Below are 18,331 nucleotides of genomic sequence, written 5' to 3'. Positions count from 1 at the left end.
GTTATTTTAGGGCTCAAGGTTTTTAATACTTATTTATCAACCACCACGTTTTTATTCACGACAGTTTCTTCCCCATTCCCAACCATCAGAGCAAATTTACTGATCGGGTCGGTGCTATAAGCATACAAACGTTTTAAGGCAAAAGGATTATCCCCAAGGCGAACTTTACCTTGAATTGTTGTCACTGCAAGACGCAAACCTGCCTCTTTTCCTGCCTGAATTGCTGTTTGATTATAAGCGCCAAATGGATAAGCAAGGGCTCGTTGATTTGGTTCAAATTTAGCTAACTCTTTCATTGAACGTTTAAAATCCAACATTATCGTATGCTCTTTACGGCTAAAAATAATCGGGTTATTGCGATTATCTAAGCGATGCAAAAAGTGGGTATGCGATTGGATATTAAAAACATCTTGGCTATCTTTGATCTCCTGCTTACACATAAATTGCAGAGAATCTGGGTTCCATTGTTGCGGTTTCGTTTTGACTCTTGAAGAGATCACAAATAACGTCGCTTGCTGCTGATTATTTCTTAATATTGGCAATGCATAACGGTAAACCGACTTCAGTCCGTCATCAAAGGTCAATGCGACTGCTTTACCCGGCAAATTCGCTTTTTTCTCCAAATAACCTTCAACATCATCTAAAGAAATAGTCTGGTATCCCTGCTCTTTCAGATAATCCATTTGTTCACGGAAAGCGGCCACAGATGTCGTCGTTGAAGTATGGCGGAAGTTTTTATTCTCGCTGTCTTCAAGAATATGGTGATAGGTTAGAATTGGAATGCCTTTATCAATCGAGACATCATCTAAGCGAATATAGCCCAAGCGATCCCCTAATCGAATGGTTAGCCACGCAGTTTTTTCCCCATCATTATCGGTATTAATCATCCGTGCCAATACAGGGTAACGTAGGTCTTCCCATAAAGAAGCAATTTGAGGACTATTCTCTTTCATTCCCGCATACACAGGGGTTTTTTGTGTTGTGATGAGGTAATCATAAACTGGGTTTTGAAGATCATTTAATCGGTCATCACTAGGTAGATTACGGGGTTTTTTATTAGAAAGTTGAGCTGTTTTTATGTAAGCGTAATCATTGCCAAACTGCAATGCATTGTAGCTCCCATTGGGATTATAGGCATAAAAGCCATGGTCTGGATTAAGCTCTCCAACGACGCGCATTTTTCCAGCAATAGGGGCGAAGATAACCTCAGGTTGTTTTGTCTGAATCAATTTAGGCGGTAGGTCAACGACCTCCCAATTATCAATATTAATCGCTTTTGAGCCAATGATGACAACATTGTTATCATTGGTATCTTCCGCGTAAGAAATAGAAAGCGGACCTAATAATAGGAAAAAAAATAGCGTTAGTAATCGATTAGACATTGCCTTTCTACTCTGGGTTAGCAAATATGCTCGCCAAGTTTAAACCGACTTTCTATTTAACCCTATACCCTGTTAAAAATATTTTTATACGAAAAAACCACAAAAATAAATTTCGTGGTTTTGAATATAAACAAATAAGAAAAACTCTTTCAAACAAATGAAAACAATTTAATAATTCATTAACAATAAAAGATAATTAACTCAAAATTGTTTAGTCATAAAACAAATGAGATTTATTTTTGTCCGTAATAAGCATTTTTTCCATGCTTACGTAAATAATGTTTATCCAACAACTCTTGTTGCATATCCCCTATTTTAGGCGTCAGTTGACGAGTAAATAAGTTCATGTAGGCAATTTCTTCCAATACCACCGCATTGTGTACTGCATTATCAGCATCTTTACCCCAAGCAAAAGGTCCATGGCTATGAACCAGTACCGCTGGAATATCCTTTGCAGAAATTCCTAATTGCTTAAATGTTTCAATAATCACATTGCCAGTTTCTCTTTCATATTCACCCGCAATTTCACTTTCTGTCATTTGACGGGTGCAAGGGATCTCACCATAAAAGTAATCAGCATGGGTGGTGCCTAATGCACTAAGAGGTAAACCCGCTTGCGCCCAAATAGTGGCATGCCGTGAATGAGTGTGAACAATTCCACCGATCTCAGGAAATGCTTGGTATAACGCTAAGTGCGTATCAGTATCAGAAGACGGTTTATATTTACCTTCAATAACTTCACCAGTGGTCAATGAAACCACAACCATATCTTCCGCTTGCATGGTTTCATAATCCACGCCAGAAGGTTTGATCACCATCAGCCCTGCATCACGGTCAACCCCACTGACATTCCCCCAAGTAAACGTCACGAGGTTATGTTTGGGTAATTCCAAATTCGCGTTGAATACTTGCTGTTTTAATTTTTCCAGCATCGTTACCTCCCCAGGTGCGAATGTTTAATATCAATATCAAACAGATGGGAATTTTATATTCTCTTTTCTGTCGATAAATAATTTCTGCGTTGGTATTAAGGTAAACAGATTTGGATAATTTAAAAAGCTTGCATCTTTACATTTAATTAACAAATAGCCCAATATCAGTCATACTCGGTCATCATCAGGCTTAAACGGAAATAAATTCCCCACAAAGCAATGCCCGAATTTGAGCTTTTATTTTTATCGCCATGCCAAAATAAGGCTGTAAATCACTCAATTCAGTAATTCAGATCACATTATTAATGCAATTGAATTTATTTATTTCATTTATTTAGTGATCAGGTTAACCATAAAATTCTTTATTTATTTCTGACTGGGATTACATGAGTCGAATCACGACAAATAAAAATCAACACAGGCACAATGCATACCATGGAAAGAATAGGAGTTTTGAGATGCTACAAGCTGAACGCCATAAAATAATTTGTTCTCATGTTTCTCAGCATGGATCGGCGTTAGTGCGTGATTTAGCTCAATTATGTCAAGTTTCACAAGAGACTATTCGCCGAGACTTAACCACCCTTGAGCGAAAAAATAGAATTATTCGTAGCTTTGGTGGCGCAGTTTCAATTGAACAGGACGAAAGTCCAGTACTGAATGGGTTACCATCTTCAGTCAAACTCGGTCAAATGGTCGATGGTGCGGAGTCTTTCCGTAAAAGAACGGAAGAACACCCCGAGGCCAAAATGAAAATCGCTAAAGCCGCACTGAAGTTTATTCAGCCTGGTGATTGCATCATGATGGATAACAGCAGTACGTGTTGGTTTTTAGCCCGACAAATACCGGATATTGATATCACGGTAGTTACTAACTCAGTAAAGATAATTCAAGCTCTCGCTTGCCGTGATCGTGTCAGAGTAATTGGTATTGGCGGAGAGTATTCGGAGCGCCACGACGATTTCCATGGCCCGATTTCAGAAAGTATTATTCGTAGCTTTCAAATCAAAACCTTATTTTTATCGTGCCAAGGATTTAATATCGAAAATGGTATTCGCGATGGTAGCGAAATAAACTCCAAGCTCAAAAATATTATGGTTCAGGTATCTGAAAACCGCGTGCTATTGGCTGACAATAGTAAATTAGATAAATATGCGTTTAGTCAAGTTTGTACCTTAAATGATATTAATGTATTAATCACCAATAAGCTTAATGATAAGAGATTTAATCAGCGATTCCCTAATTTAAATATTATTGAATGTGATAAATAATATTTATATAACTAAAAGTATTAATTTTAATTAACGTATTAAAACCCTATAAATTAATTGATGTTAAAACTGAAATATTAATAAGAATGACACCAGGCACTACAACATTTATTAATTAATTTAAAGATTAATCGATGTTGCTTATATAAATCCGATTAGACATAACATTAACCCTATGTTGATGGCGTGCTCTTATTTACGTTCATCATCTCGAAGGAATATAACTATGAATATGAAAAAGTTAGTTTTACCTTGCTTAATGGGCGCAGCACTGTTTTCCAATATTGCCATGGCTGAATCACAAAAAGCACAAAAGCCATTTACCATGGGCGTTGTAGTAAAAGTCGGTGGTATTCCTTGGTTTAATGTTATGGAGCAAGGGATCACAGAAGAAGGTCAAAAATTAGGCGTGAACGCATTCCAAGTCGGACCAACCACCGCGGATCCCGCAGAACAAGTTCGTGCGATTGAAGATTTAATTGCCAAGAAAGTGGATGTTATCGGTGTCGTTCCTAATGATGCCAAAGTCCTTGAACCTGTCCTGAAGCGCGCACAAGAAGCGGGCATCAAAGTGATTACTCACGAATCGCCAAATCAGAAAAATGCAGATTGGGATTTTGAATTACTCGATACCCAAAGCATGGGTGCCAACCATATGAAAGATATGGCGGCGTGCATGGGCGAAGAAGGTAAATATGCCATGTTTGTGGGCAGCCTGACAGTACCATTAGTTAATGAATGGGCTGATGCCGCAATTGCTTATCAAAAAGCTCACTATCCAAAAATGCAGATGGTTGATGACCGCTTTGGCGTTGCCGAGTCCGTTGATGATTCAATGCGCACCGCGAATGACCTGCTATCAAAACATAAAGACTTAAAAGGCATTATGTCATTTGGTTCTCAAGGTCCAATCGGTGCTGGTCGTGCTATCGATAAACGCCGTAAAAATGCTGAAACCTGTGTATTTGGTACATTCACTCCGGGTCAAGGTATCAAATTACTAGAAAAAGGCGCCATTGATGGTGGCTACATCTCTAACCCGAAAGTCGCAGGTCAGGTCTTTGTTCAAGTGGCTACCGCAATGATGAATGGACAAGAAATCAAAGACGGTGTGTCTATTGGTGATATGGGTGAAATTAAAGTCAGTGGCAACACGATTCTGAGCGACAAGCCGGTGAACTTAAATATCGAAAATACCAAAAAATTGGTGGAAGTCGGTCTGTAATCCAACGCAGTAAATAATAAAAAATACGCTAACAATTTTATTTTTGTTTAACGTAATTTGAGTTACCGCGAGCAGTCAATATGCTAATCCCTAGAAGCGTACCTTGTGCGTAACTGGGGGTTAGCAAGTAAAAATAATAATGCGGCAGCTCAATTCATGATGAAAAAGTCAACACCAGGACTCCACTATGACAGCCGAAAAATCAACCCCACTTATTACACTTCGGGATCTTTCCAAAAGCTTTGGCGGCCATCGTGCATTACGCAATATCGATTTAACTCTGAACAAAGGTGAAGTTCACTGTTTGGCTGGCACCAATGGCTGCGGAAAAAGTACCTTAATCAAAACCATCAGTGGTGTTTATGCGCCCGATGAAGGTAGCGAAATTGAAATCGATGGAAAACGCTATTCTCGGCTAACCCCGGATAAAGCCCGTGATCTTGGGGTGCAAGTTATCTACCAAGATTTATCACTATTTCCTAACCTAACCGTTGCCGAAAATATTGCCTTTGAACTCAATTTAAACGGCTATTTTGGTTGGTTCAATCGTGGAAAACTGCGGGAAAAAGCGTTACAGATCCTTGATGAGTTATCTTTCACTATCGACCCAGACACCCCTGTTCAGTTCCTACCTATCGCTCAACGCCAACAAGTGGCTATCTGCCGCGCTCTGGTTGCCGATGCACGCCTTGTCATTATGGATGAACCAACTGCATCCCTGACTCGCACCGAAGTAAACCAATTACTCTCGACAGTGAATTACTTAAAAGACAAAGGTATTACCGTCGTTTTCGTCAGCCATCGACTGGAAGAAGTCAAAGAAATTTCAGATCGTATTACCGTGATCCGCGATGGGCAAAAAATTGGAACATGGCCCGCTGAAGGGCTAACAACCCGAAAAATTACCGAACTGATGACGGGCTTAGATATTGTTCATGAACGTAAAGTACCGAATAACGCAGAAGAAACCCATACCGTATTAGAGCTAAAAAACCTAAGCCGTGCAGGACAATATCAGAATATTTCTTTGTCCCTAAAACGTGGTGAAGTGCTCGGTTTGTGCGGATTGCTAGGCTCTGGGCGAACTGAACTCGCGCTATCATTGTTTGGTATCACTCGCCCAGATAGCGGCGAAATGATTGTTGAAGATAAACCAATCATATTCAAAAACAATGCCCAAGCCATCAAACACGGCATTGGCTACGTGTCAGAAGACCGCCTGACTCTCGGCGCAATTTTGCAACAATCTATCGCTGATAACATGGTGCTGTCGATTTTAGATCGTTTAAAAACCCCTCTGCATTTAATTGATGAGCAAAAATGCCAACAAATTGTGCAGGAGTGGATCGCCGATTTAGACATTAAAGTCACCGACCCCAATAATCCGCTATCCACCTTATCCGGCGGTAATCAGCAAAAAGTGGTGCTGGCTAAATGGATCCTGACTCGCCCCAAAGTGCTGATCCTCGATGCTCCAACCGTGGGGGTAGATATCGGCGCAAAAGACAGTATTTATAAGCTGATCCATCGACTGTCTGGTGTCGGGATCTCAATCTTGCTGATCACCGATGAAGCCTCCGAAGCTTTTTACAACTGCGATCGAATTTTACATATGAAGCAAGGATCTATCGTCAAAGAAATTGTGACAGATTCCATGACGGAGCAACAATTGGAGGAAATCATCAATGGCTAATTGGCAAAAACTACGTCCACAGTCTGTTGAAGGCTGGCTGACTTGGGTGATCCTCATTATGGTGGCATTTTTTACCTTGATGAGCCCACAATTCTTAACCATCCAAAACTTGCTCGACCTCAGTGAAAGCTATGCCGTGACAGGAATTTTTGCTCTGGGATTATTCGTGGTGCTGGTCACTGGCGGGATTGATATCTCGTTCGCTGCGGTTGCCTCCGTTGTGCAATACGTTATCGCCACCTTTTTGCTGCAAGGTCTTCTCGAAAGTCCCACGCTCAGCATTATGCTCGCCATTATCATTGGTATTGCCTTTGGTCTGATTAATGCGATTTTGATTTACTCCCTCAATGTGGTGTCGATCATTATCACCATCAGCATGCAATCTTTGCTATTCGGTATGTTGATGTGGCTGACTAATGGGCACAGTATCTACGATCTCCCTGACTGGTGGGTCGATCCAGTCACCATCCTGCCTTTTGAAGTCGATGGCGAATACTACCAAATTGGCTTACCACTTATCGTTATGCTGGGTATCGCTTTTCTAACGTGGGTTCTGATGAATAAAACCCATATTGGACGCCAACTGTATGCGGTCGGCGGTAGCCAAGAATCGGCATCCCGAATTGGTATTCGTGTCTCTGTCATTTACCTGTTCGCTTATGGCTACCTCGGTGCCATGGCGGCGATCGGTGGCATGTTACAAACCTATCGAATGAGTGAAGTTGTTCCCAGTGCCTTAGTTGGGGGTGAGCTAGATGTTTTAGCCGCCGCCGTCCTTGGTGGCGCCAGTTTATCGGGCGGTCGTGGGAGCGTCATTGGCACATTAATGGGGGTTTTCCTGATCGGTATTTTGAAAAATGGTCTGAACCTCATCGGTGTCTCGAACTACTTCGTCAATATCGTTATCGGTATGGTTATCCTCATTGCAATTTGTATCACTCACTACAAAAAACGCAAAGAGACGGACGTAGGTTTTGTTTAACAGGAATATCACCATGAAAAAACAAGATTTTTTTAAAATTGATGGCTCTGTTATCGGACTGCTTTCAATCTTTTTCGCCGCGATTGCCGCATTCAGTATCGCCATGCCGGGGCATTTTTTTACTCAAAATACCTTTTTGAGTATTACCTTCCAGCTACCAGAACTTGGCTTATTAACCTTTGCTATGTTTGTTCCTATGCTTAGCGGTGGATTAAACCTTGCCATTATTAGTACGGCAAACCTGACTGGGCTATTTATGGCTTGGGTCTTCATCAACTATTTACCCGTGGACGCCAGTACGGCTACACAGTTGATGTGGCTAGGCTTTGCTCTGATTGGCGCTACCGTCATTGCGGTGATTATTGGTTGCTTAACGGGGCTGATGATCTCCCATATTGGGGCTCACCCGATCTTAGTAACATTAGGCACCATGACTATTATCAGCGGCATCGGTGTTTATCTTACCAAAGGGGCTGCTCTCAGCGGAATGCCACCTGTCGTTAGAGCGATTGGTTCCGATACATTCTTGGGCATGCCGATTGCCATGATTATTTTCATTGTCACCGCCATTTTGTTAGCCCTGTTTTTAGGCCGCACACGTCTAGGTAAAAATATCTATATGAGTGGCAGCAACATTAACGCCACTTGGTTTAGTGGTGTACGTACCGACCGCGTGATGATAGCCATCTATACCATTTCAAGTTTGCTGTGTGTCTTAGCAGGATTGATCATGATGGCGCGCTTTAACTCTGCACGTATGGGGTACGGCGATTCTTATTTACTGCTAACTATTCTGGCGATTGTGCTCGGCGGCACCAACCCATTCGGTGGTGTCGGTAAAGTGAGCCGCGTGTTCTGCGCGCTTCTGGTACTGCAAGTGATTGCTACTGGCTTAAGTCTGCTGGGCGTTAGTCTGCACTTCAATCTGGCGGTTTGGGGTATCACATTAATCCTTGCCCTAGCATTTAAATTCTTCAAAGAGAAATGGAGCGCTAAACGTGCAATGAACCGTAATCAGCGCCTGAATAAAGCTTCCGCACAAAATTAATTAACAGGGGAAATAATGATGAATACTTCACGCAAGAACCCAATCGGTATCTACGAAAAAGCCCTGCCTAAACAAAGTAGCTGGCTAGAAAAATTAGCCATTGCGAAAGCTGCTGGATTTGATTTTGTTGAGATGTCTGTGGATGAAACTGATGAACGTCTCGCTCGCTTAGATTGGACGATGGAACAACGCCTCGAAATCGTTGCCGCCATTCAGAAAACTGGCGTGCGTATTCCTACAATGTGTTTATCAGGGCACCGCCGTTTTCCGTTTGGCAGCCATGATGAAAAAACACGTCAAATGGCTCGTGAATTAATGCTCAAAGCCATTAAATTGGCACAAGATTTAGGGATTAGAACTATTCAATTGGCAGGCTATGACGTCTATTATGAAGAACAAGATGCTCAAACTATCGCCCGCTTTGAAGAGGGCATGAAATGGATTTCTGAGATTGCTGCCGCATCCCAAGTGATGTGCGCGGTTGAAATCATGGATACGCCATTTATGAATTCGATCACTAAGTGGCAAGCCCTCGCCGATAAAATTCGCTCTCCGTGGTTCCAAGTGTATCCCGATGTCGGCAATTTAACTGCATGGGGCAATGATGTTGAAAACGAGCTGACCAAAGGCATCGAAAATATTGTCGCTATACACCTCAAAGACACTTACGCCGTGACTGAAACTTGTAAAGGTCAGTTCCGTGATGTCCCATTCGGTGAAGGATGCGTGGATTTTGTCGAGTTATTCAAACTTCTTAAACGGTTAAATTATCGCGGTACGTTCTTAATTGAAATGTGGACCGAAAAAGCCGATGAGCCCCTCGTCGAAATTATCAATGCACGCCATTGGATTGAAGATAAGATGCGACAAGCAGGCTGGAATAACGCATAAGGAGCAAAAGATGAACACATTTTTTATGGGTGTTGATCTGGGTGGAACCGTCATTAAAGCGGGAATTTACAGCCCTGAAGGTCAAGAGCTTGTGGTCGCTGAATGTCCTTTTCCTACTGAAAGCCCTCAAGCAGGTTTCAGTGAGCGTAATATGGATATGTTATGGCAGGCAACCTGTGGCGTCATTCGTGACGCTATTCATAATAGCCGACTAAACCCAACCCAAATTGCTGGCGTTAGCTTTTCATCTCATGGCAAAGGTTTGTATTTGCTGGATAAAAATGGAAAACCTGTACGCAATGGAATTGTTTCTTCCGATTCCCGTGCTCAAAATATTGTCGATGAATGGCATCAAAATGGTACGGCAAAGCACGCTTATCCGTTAAGTTTACAGCAACTTTGGGCATCTCATCCGGTTTCCTTATTATGCTGGCTAAAGCAACATGAGCCAGATAACTACCGCGATGGGCGCTATGTTTTGATGGTTCACGACTATATTCGCTACCGACTTACTGACCAAATTACCTGTGAAGAAACCAATATTTCAGGAAGTCAGTTATATAACCCCACAACCTCAAACTATGATCCAAAACTGTGCCAACTGTTTGGTATTGATGAAGTGAGTGAAAAACTCGCTCCTGTCATTAATTCTGCGGAGTTAGCAGGCTGTGTCACCCACCAAGCTGCCAAAGCATGCGGCTTAGTCGAAGGAACCCCTGTATTTGGCGGATTTTTCGATGTTGTAGGCGCCGCATTAGCATCTGGTGTTAGCCAGCAAGATAAACTCAGTGCTGTCGCAGGAACTTGGACAATATCCACGCGTGTCTTTGATAAAATCATGCCTGCTGATTACCCTTATGTCTGGGGAAAATACTGCATTCCGGGAACCTATTTTGTTCATGAAGGCAGTCCCACTTCCGCCAGTAATTTAGCCTGGTTTACCCGGCACTTTTTCAATCAGCGCTTACAGGATTACAAAGTCTTAAATGAATGTGTTGCAGAGGGAGCTACACGGAAAAATGATATTCTGTTTTTCCCATGGCTATATGGCTCTAATTATCACAGCAACTTGCATGGTGGATTGCTGGGGTTAAGTTCTCACCATACTGAGGCAGATATCGCTTACGCGATTTACCAAGGTATCGTATTTTCTCATTTATTACATCAAGACCGGATTGTGGGTATCGATAACCTAACTGAAGCCATCCGATTTACGGGAGGGCCAACCCAGTCAGCGCTGTGGATGCAAATGTTTTGTGATGCCAGTAATTTGCCAGTTGAAGTGGTGGATGTGAAACAATCTGGCTGTCAAGCGGCTGCATTGTGTGCTGCTGTCGGTACAGGATACTATTCTGGATTCGACACTGCGATTGCCTCTAGCACGCCGAAAATTACCGAATACCAACCCAATGAAATTGCTCACCAGCAACTCAGAGATAAATTTGCCCGTTTTAAAGCCGTTGCGGATGCATTGAGTTAATCACCTTTCTTAATAAAATCCTGTTCTATCCCTTATGAAAAAAGGACAGGGTTTTTCATCTCAATCAAAGCTCAAATTCACCTCAAATAATGAAGCTGAATGTAATTAACTTTTTCTATTAAGTTGAATCTTTACTATTTTCACATTTTATTAACCACCCCCCTATTTATAAAATCCAAAAAATTAAGTAATTTGTGATATTCATCACTTTATTATATTTAAATATTTTTTTGCAAAAATATTAACTGGATAATTAATTAGCTAGTTCTACTTAATTGAAAGCGTAAATAGCCGATTATTTAGCATAAGGAACACAATTTTCTATTTGATATTAATTTTATTTCATCATTCTTGGCGAATTAGCCATCAAATACCCCTACTGAGAGTACCTATTACATGTTGTTATTTAAATTATAATTTGTATTTATTGACTACATAATTAATCCATCGTGTTATCACGAAAGAAAATCAATCATAACTCAATGTATTTATTGATATAATATGAAATATTATCACATAAACAAATAAGTGGTTAATTTAAACCCCTACAGTTTCAATTGTTTTAATTAAATTAAATACCATGGTTAATTTCTGGTCTTTTTGTTTATAAAATAGCTAAAAAATTTCAGTTAATTACTAAAAGCATCCAGCATGACTTAATTAAAATTTAGAATATTCTTCTGAGATTAATTATTCATCTTCAGATCAACTCTATTACTCTAATAATTAACTTATCCTAAATTAATCTATTTACACCTGTACACTTTTAATGACATTAACAATTAAAATCACTCATTTTGAGTTTATTTCAAATAACCAAAATAGTGACAAACCCCCAACAGCACTGACCAGATCACGCCATCGAAGAAAACATTTCACTCAAATTTATTAACAAGTGCTACCGCAGCTTAACAATTTCAAAATATATGATAAGATCATTATCTCAATTTGAAATTATTTACTATATAAAAAACAAGATTGTTATTGAGGTTATAGATGAAAATCTCGAGAAGAAAGCTATTATTAGGGGTTGGTGCTGTTGGCGTATTAGCTGGGGGAGCTGCTGTTGTCCCAATGATCCGCAGAGAAGGTAGTTTTGAATCTACTAAGTCTCGCGTACCTGCTGTAGCAGGTACCGAAGGTGCATTACCTGCGTCTGCTGATGCAGTCGTTATTGGTGCCGGACTACAAGGGATTATGACTGCGATTAATTTGAAAGAACGCGGTTTAAACGTCATTATCTGTGAAAAAGGTGTTGTGGGCGGCGAGCAGTCTGGTCGTGCATATAGCCAAATCATCAGCTACAAAACATCTCCAGCAATTTTCCCATTACACCACTATGGAAAAATTCAATGGCTTGGTATGAACGAAAAAATCGGTGCTGATACTAGCTACCGCGTTCAGGGCCGTGTTGAAGTTCCTTCAAGCGAAGAAGATTTAGAAGTTTCCAGAGCGTGGATCAAAAGCGCATCTGAAAACCCAGGTTTCGACACTCCACTGAGAACCCGTATGATTGAAGGCCAAGAACTGGCTAATCGTCTGGTTGATGCACAAACTCCGTGGAAAATTGGTGGTTTTGAAGAAGACTCTGGTAGCCTTGACCCAGAAACAGTTACCCCAGCAATGGCTAACTATGCTAAATCGATTGGTATTCCAATCTATTTAAACTGTGCGGTCCGAGGTTTAGAAACTGCGGGCGGAAAAATTTCCGACGTCGTGACTGAAAAAGGTTCAATCAAAACTTCTAACGTCGTTCTAACGGGTGGTATCTGGTCACGTCTGTTTATGGGCAACTTAGGTGTTGACGTTCCTACACTGAACGTTTACCTGTCTCAACAACGTATTACTGGCGTTCCTGGCGCACCGAAAGGTAACGTTCACCTGCCAAACGGTATCCACTTCCGTGAACAAGCAGATGGAACTTACGCCGTTGCTCCACGTATTTTCACCAGTTCAATCGTGAAAGACAGCTTCTTGTTAGGCCCAAGATTCCTGCATGTATTAGGTGGCGGTGAATTACCATTAGAATTCTCTCTTGGTAAAGACCTGTTCAACTCATTCACAATGGCAACATCTTGGAAGTTAAACGAGAAAACACCATTCGAAGAGTTCCGTACAGCGACCAATACGCCAAACAATGAGCACTTAGATGGCGTTCTTGAGCGTCTGAGAAAAGAATTCCCAGTATTTAAAGAATCAAAAGTTGTTGAACGTTGGGGCGGCACTGTGTCACCAACTGATGACGAGATTCCTATTATTTCTAAAGTCGAACAATACCCAGGTCTGGTTATCAATACCGCGACAGGTTGGGGTATGACTGAAAGCCCGGCGGCTGGTCGATTAACTGCTGAGTTGTTAATGGACGAAAAAACATTTATCGATCCGACGCCATACAAGCTGTCTCGTTTTAGTTAATTAAAACGAAACACAATTAAATGGAACCTATTAAATACAATAAAGTCTTAATAGGTTCTTACTTAACTATATAATATATGGAGTTTATTATGCGCTATAAAAGTTTACTGCTTTCCTTACCTTTAGTTCTGGGTGTAGCAACGGCAAACGCAGCTGACGATGTGAAACGTGTTCCTGTTAAAGGTTTCCCTATCGCTGAATCAGTAGAAATCGGCGCTAACAACAGCATTATTTTCCTGAGCGGAAAAGTGCCATCTAAAATCTCTAAAGATGCTCCAGAAGGCGTTTTAGAGTCTTACGGTAATACCGAAGCGCAAACCATCAACGTTCTGAAACAAATTCAAGCGACTCTGGGTGAAATGGGTCTGACTATGAATGACGTTGTTAAAATGCAAGTATTCTTAGTTGGTGGTGATGAGACTAAAGGTACTATGGACTTCGCTGGCTTCATGGCTGGTTACAGTAAGTTCTATGAATCTGAGAAAGTGACTAACCTACCAGCTCGTTCTACTTTCCAAGTCGCTAAACTGGCTAACCCAGCTTGGAGAGTTGAAATCGAAGTGACAGCAGTTCGCCCAGCTAAAAAGTAATTTTTAACCGCTAACTGTTCCTAAAACGGTCGACTATTTATTTCCGCTTTGGCTTGGAAGTAAAATCTAGCGACCGTTTTTGTTTTTCTTCCCTTTGGTTCCCATCCCTATTGCTGTTATTCTTCTTTTATCAATCGTCAGATTGAATTTTCCGTACCGACAATCCCAATTTATAAACGCTTACTTTGTAAAAAAGCATCATAAAATCGTCGGTAAATTAAATACTCTATAGGCAAAATATGATTAAAGAATCCCTGAAGATCCACGGAAGAAAACAGTTTGAAATCAAACAAAAAGTTTTTTTTCCACGTAAATCTAAAGAGATCCGCTATCAGGTTGAAACCTTTTTCTTTTTGCCATCCTCATTGCAAGTGAATCCAGATCTTTACACTGCGTCTAATTTTCAGCGTAGCCTAAAGAACTATATTCGCCTCCGAGCCCCAACCGTTAAGCTCTCTTCTATTCCAGCAGAAAATGGCATCTTAGATGATTTAAGCTGGTGGTTAAAACAGCTAGACCCGCAATTACCGCCAAGCTTAGATGAGTATGAAAACCGCTTAAAACGTTACGCTCTCACCTATAAACGCACCGTGCGCTTAACGGTCAAGATGGTGATTCAAAATCCACAACGTCAAACTGAGGAATATTTGCAGGCTCTATTGAACGATATCGAAAAATGTCTCACTCGCTACCGTGAATTAGTGAACTATACCGCCCCAGTCGAGAGCGAGATTCAGTCCAATGCATTTGCGTATTGCGACGAATTTATGTCTCACTACACCATGCTATACCTGCAAGATTTACTCAAAGAGAAACAGCTGCCTTTGAGGGATGAAATTCGCCATCATTGGTACCAAGAAATGCGTTATTTGAAAAAGCTGTCACCCGATAGCTTTCCCCATGATGAAAATGATGCGGAAATGGTGACTTATCGCCGCAATTTGCTGAAGAAATATATTAATCGCTATCTCTATTTAGAGATCCGCCATAAGCGCGGGCTTCCCCTACTTTTACATTCTATTTATGGTATTGCGGCGGCAATTTCGATGGTTTTCGCCACTTTTATTGCTTTTATGTGGCAAGGAAAATATGGCGCATTAAGCGCTAATTTATTTTTGGCAATGGTTGTCGGCTATATCTTCAAAGATCGCCTAAAAGAGATCGGACGAGAGCAGCTGTATCGGCTATTTCAGCGTTGGATCCCCGATCGCCAACTGCGTATTTATCGGGAAGGCGTCAAAAACCCAGTTGGGGTCTGTAAAGAATCATTTCGCTTTTTGAAAGAAAATACCCTTTCTCCCGATATTCGAGAAATGCGCCAGAAATCGCACTGGGTCAATTTAATCAATGTGCAGCGCGTTGAAGATATTCTTTATTACCGTAAAGATGTCACGCTGCATAACCATTCGGCCGCTTTTGAACAGACACAATCTTCAATCGTGGATATTACGCGCTTTAATATTGCAGATTTTTTGAAGTATATCGATATTAGCTATGAAGAGCTGATGGTCAATGATGATGAGCCTGTGATTATTGGCGAGAAGGTTTACCACATTTATCTGTGCCGTCGAGTGACCATGAATAAGAAAACTTACAATGAACTGGCACGTTTGGTGGTCAATGCGGATGGCATTAAGCGCCTTGAAATTCTACAACCTCTTGAAGTACTCAATACCAATGAAGATATTACGATCCCTCCCCAATAATCCATTACTGGGGAGTTATTTGAGCTAGTAATACAGAGCGATATGTCGCCCGTCTAGCTCTTTCACTTCTAAAGGCGTATCAAAGATATCCTCAAGAATTTCTGCCTTCATAATCTCTTCTGGTGCGCCATGATAAGATAGACGACCATTTCTGAGCGCCACAATATAATCTGAATATACCGAAGCAAAGTTAATATCGTGGATCACAAGAATAATCGTTTTGCCTAGCTCATCTGCTGCACGACGCAGTAATTTCATCATGATCACTGCATGCTTCATATCCAAGTTATTTAGTGGCTCATCAAGCAGTACATATTCTGTATCTTGGCACAAAACCATGGCCACATACGCACGCTGACGCTGCCCACCAGATAACTCATCAAGATAGCGATGACGAAACTCTGATAAATTTAAAAAATCCAGAGACTCATCAATTTTCTTTTTATCATCAAGAGTTAAACGTCCCTTGGTATACGGATAACGCCCAAAACCAACCAATTCTTCTACCGTTAAACGGCTAGCAAATTGATTCTCTTGGCGTAAAACAGATAAACACGTCGCGAGCTGGTCACTGGGTGTCGTTGAAACATCCAAATCATTGACCTTCACATAGCCATGATCTGCCATTAACAAGCGACCAATAATCGATAATAACGTCGATTTACCTGCCCCATTAGGACCGATGATTGAAGTCACACCGCTATTTTTAATACTGGTGGTGATGTTATCTAAGACCTTAGTATCCTGATAACTTTTCGATATCTGATGAATTTCAATCATACTAAAACCTTCTTAACACCATATAAATAAAGAATATTCCGCCAACGAATTCAAGTACAACAGACAGGGTTCCTGCTTTATTGAGTCCATATTCTAGGAGCAATTGTCCGCCAACTAAGGCAATAACGCCTAATAAGAAGGAAACTGGCAAAACGTAACGATGCTGGCTACTTCCCGCAATAAAATAAGCAAGGTTTGCGACCATTAACCCTAGGAAAGTTAAAGGACCCACGAGGGCGGTAGAAATTGCCACTAAGATAGAAATCAGTAATAGGATCACTGTAACTTGCTGACGATAGTTAATCCCTAAATTCACCGCGTTCGCTTGCCCAAGGGCTAACACATCGAAGCAGTAGCGCATCCGCCATAGTAGTATTCCGACGATAACCGTAATGACCAGCGTAAATAGGATGAGCTCTGGCGTCCCTTTAGTAAAGGTGGCAAACATACGGCTTTGTAAAATCGAGAACTCATTGGGATCCATCAAGCGCTGCAATAACGTAGCGACACTGCGAAATAATGTGCCGAGGATAATCCCGACCATCAACACCAAATTGATGTTCATTTTGACGGAGACAAATAGCCAACGATATAGCAGCACGGAGAAGACAACTAACAGTGATGATTCCAGCAAGAACTTGCCGATATTCAGCAACCATGATGCAGGAAAGCTATCGGTATAAAAAATAAAGATAGTTTGCAGCAGAACAAACAGTGCTTCTAACCCCATGATAGAAGGAGTCAGAATCTTGTTGTTCGCAATGGTCTGAAATAAAACCGTCGAGACCCCAGAACCGAAAGCGACAATAATCATAGTCAGCACGATATAGCCACGGTGCGGCAAGATATAGGCTAGGTTGCTGCCAAGATTAATGGTCATATACAAGATCACAGACAACACTGACAGCGCAGCCAAAATACCAATGCGCTGTATTGGCGTTATTGTCCTCTTAACGGGCAGACTGATTGAATTAACTTTTTCCATAACGCTGATGCTTTAACAAGAGATAAAGGAAAATAACGGCACCCACAACACCTAGAATCACACTCGCAGGAATTTCAAATGGGTAACGGATCACGCGACCAATAATGTCGCATAACAGTACCAAGCCACCGCCAGCAATGCAGATCCACGGGATAGTTTTACGAATATTATCCCCCATCACTAAACTCACAAGGTTCGGGACAATGAGCCCAAGGAACGGTAATGCACCAACCACCACGACCACAACACCACTAATCAGAGCAATAATGCTCAAACCTATTGTCATGACTTTTTGGTAATTCAAGCCTACGTTAATCGAGAATTCACGTCCCATTCCCGCCACGGTGAAGCTATCCGCAATTAAGCAGGCAGCTAATGTGAGTAAGCCCACCAACCACAGCAGTTCATAGCGACCTTGAAGAATACTGGAGAAATCACCGCTCATCCAAGCCCCGAGGGATTGGAGTAAATCAAAATAATAAGCCGTGAAGATAGTTAATGCGCTAATCACTGCGCCTAACATAATCCCAACCAGTGGAACAATCAGGGCCGATTTTAAAATAATGCGGCGTAGGAGCACCATAAATAACATGGTACCTAATAACGCAAATCCACTCGCCACCACCATTTTGGTCATGATGCTAGCACTTGGATACACTATCATCACGAACAATAAACCGAGGCTTGCCGATTGAGTGGTTCCCGCCAATGACGGTTCAACAAAGCGGTTTTGGGTGAGTAATTGCATGATCAGCCCAGCGACACTCATGGCGCTACCCGCAAGGATCAGAGCGGCAGTACGAGGAATTCGGCTGATAAAAAAGATATCTTGCATCTCGGGGTCAGTGAAAAGCGAAACGGGTGACACGTCACCCGCTCCAATAAACAAGCTTATTACCGCCAAAATCAATAACGCGATGATGCCAAAAAAGAGATAAAGCGTTTTCATTG

15 protein-coding genes are annotated in these 18,331 nt (G+C 41.5%); 10 read left to right on the top strand and 5 right to left on the bottom strand.

What is annotated here, in order from left to right:
- Nucleotides 1-29: 29 nt before the first annotated feature.
- Both PR761_RS11180 and araD read right to left on the bottom strand, forming a co-directional pair.
- Nucleotides 30-1,382: a polysaccharide deacetylase family protein gene (locus tag PR761_RS11180; RefSeq protein ID WP_006814388.1), complete on the bottom strand. Its 1,353-nt coding sequence runs from the start codon at nt 1,380-1,382 to the stop codon at nt 30-32.
- Between the two features lie 233 nt (nt 1,383-1,615).
- Nucleotides 1,616-2,314 carry an L-ribulose-5-phosphate 4-epimerase gene (gene araD, locus PR761_RS11175; RefSeq protein WP_006814390.1) on the bottom strand — a complete coding sequence of 233 codons (699 nt, stop codon included), beginning with the start codon at nt 2,312-2,314 and terminating at the stop codon, nt 1,616-1,618.
- Between the two features lie 458 nt (nt 2,315-2,772).
- Here araD and PR761_RS11170 point away from each other — a divergent pair, with 458 nt between their 5' ends.
- From PR761_RS11170 to PR761_RS11125, 10 genes are all read left to right on the top strand, one after another.
- Nucleotides 2,773-3,585 carry a DeoR/GlpR family DNA-binding transcription regulator gene (locus PR761_RS11170; protein WP_039854815.1) on the top strand — a complete coding sequence of 271 codons (813 nt, stop codon included), beginning with the start codon at nt 2,773-2,775 and terminating at the stop codon, nt 3,583-3,585.
- 232 nt (nt 3,586-3,817) lie between these two features.
- Entirely contained in the window at nt 3,818-4,810 is a 993-nt protein-coding gene (locus PR761_RS11165) for a substrate-binding domain-containing protein (RefSeq protein ID WP_039854971.1), read from the top strand.
- 187 nt (nt 4,811-4,997) lie between these two features.
- Nucleotides 4,998-6,503: a sugar ABC transporter ATP-binding protein gene (locus PR761_RS11160; RefSeq protein WP_006814393.1), complete on the top strand. Its 1,506-nt coding sequence runs from the start codon at nt 4,998-5,000 to the stop codon at nt 6,501-6,503.
- Nucleotides 6,496-7,485, top strand: coding sequence for an ABC transporter permease (locus PR761_RS11155; RefSeq protein ID WP_006814394.1), 990 nt, complete (start codon nt 6,496-6,498; stop codon nt 7,483-7,485). Before PR761_RS11160 ends, PR761_RS11155 begins: the two co-directional genes overlap by 8 nt.
- A gap of 13 nt (nt 7,486-7,498) precedes the next feature.
- Nucleotides 7,499-8,533, top strand: coding sequence for an ABC transporter permease (locus PR761_RS11150; protein WP_006814395.1), 1,035 nt, complete (start codon nt 7,499-7,501; stop codon nt 8,531-8,533).
- 18 nt (nt 8,534-8,551) lie between these two features.
- Nucleotides 8,552-9,424 (top strand): L-ribulose-5-phosphate 3-epimerase, encoded by an 873-nt coding sequence (locus PR761_RS11145; RefSeq protein ID WP_154610824.1) that lies wholly within the window; start codon nt 8,552-8,554, stop codon nt 9,422-9,424.
- A 10-nt stretch (nt 9,425-9,434) separates the two neighbouring features.
- Nucleotides 9,435-10,904, top strand: a complete 1,470-nt coding sequence (locus tag PR761_RS11140; RefSeq protein ID WP_039854817.1) for an FGGY-family carbohydrate kinase — start codon at nt 9,435-9,437, stop codon at nt 10,902-10,904.
- Nucleotides 10,905-11,900: 996 nt separating this feature from the next.
- Nucleotides 11,901-13,319, top strand: coding sequence for an NAD(P)/FAD-dependent oxidoreductase (locus PR761_RS11135; protein ID WP_006814399.1), 1,419 nt, complete (start codon nt 11,901-11,903; stop codon nt 13,317-13,319).
- Between the two features lie 89 nt (nt 13,320-13,408).
- Nucleotides 13,409-13,909: a RidA family protein gene (locus tag PR761_RS11130; RefSeq protein WP_039854819.1), complete on the top strand. Its 501-nt coding sequence runs from the start codon at nt 13,409-13,411 to the stop codon at nt 13,907-13,909.
- Between the two features lie 239 nt (nt 13,910-14,148).
- Nucleotides 14,149-15,615 carry a hypothetical protein gene (locus PR761_RS11125; RefSeq protein WP_154610783.1) on the top strand — a complete coding sequence of 489 codons (1,467 nt, stop codon included), beginning with the start codon at nt 14,149-14,151 and terminating at the stop codon, nt 15,613-15,615.
- A gap of 24 nt (nt 15,616-15,639) precedes the next feature.
- On the opposite strand, the gene PR761_RS11120 is transcribed toward PR761_RS11125, so the two are convergent.
- The 3 genes from PR761_RS11120 to PR761_RS11110 are packed head-to-tail and all read right to left on the bottom strand — an operon-like array spanning nt 15,640 to nt 18,329.
- Nucleotides 15,640-16,395, bottom strand: coding sequence for an iron ABC transporter ATP-binding protein (locus PR761_RS11120; RefSeq protein WP_006814402.1), 756 nt, complete (start codon nt 16,393-16,395; stop codon nt 15,640-15,642).
- A gap of 1 nt (nt 16,396) precedes the next feature.
- Complete coding sequence (locus PR761_RS11115) at nt 16,397-17,380, bottom strand: iron chelate uptake ABC transporter family permease subunit (RefSeq protein WP_006814403.1); 984 nt, start codon at nt 17,378-17,380, stop codon at nt 16,397-16,399.
- Nucleotides 17,367-18,329 (bottom strand): ABC transporter permease, encoded by a 963-nt coding sequence (locus PR761_RS11110; RefSeq protein ID WP_006814404.1) that lies wholly within the window; start codon nt 18,327-18,329, stop codon nt 17,367-17,369. The genes PR761_RS11115 and PR761_RS11110 overlap by 14 nt, the downstream gene beginning before the upstream one ends.
- Nucleotides 18,330-18,331: the final 2 nt, after the last annotated feature.

It is taken from the genome of Providencia sp. PROV210 (assembly GCF_028479445.1).
Classification (GTDB): domain Bacteria; phylum Pseudomonadota; class Gammaproteobacteria; order Enterobacterales; family Enterobacteriaceae; genus Providencia; species Providencia rustigianii.
Note: the sequence above shows the minus strand (reverse complement) of the source record. Positions and strands in the feature narration are given on the sequence as shown.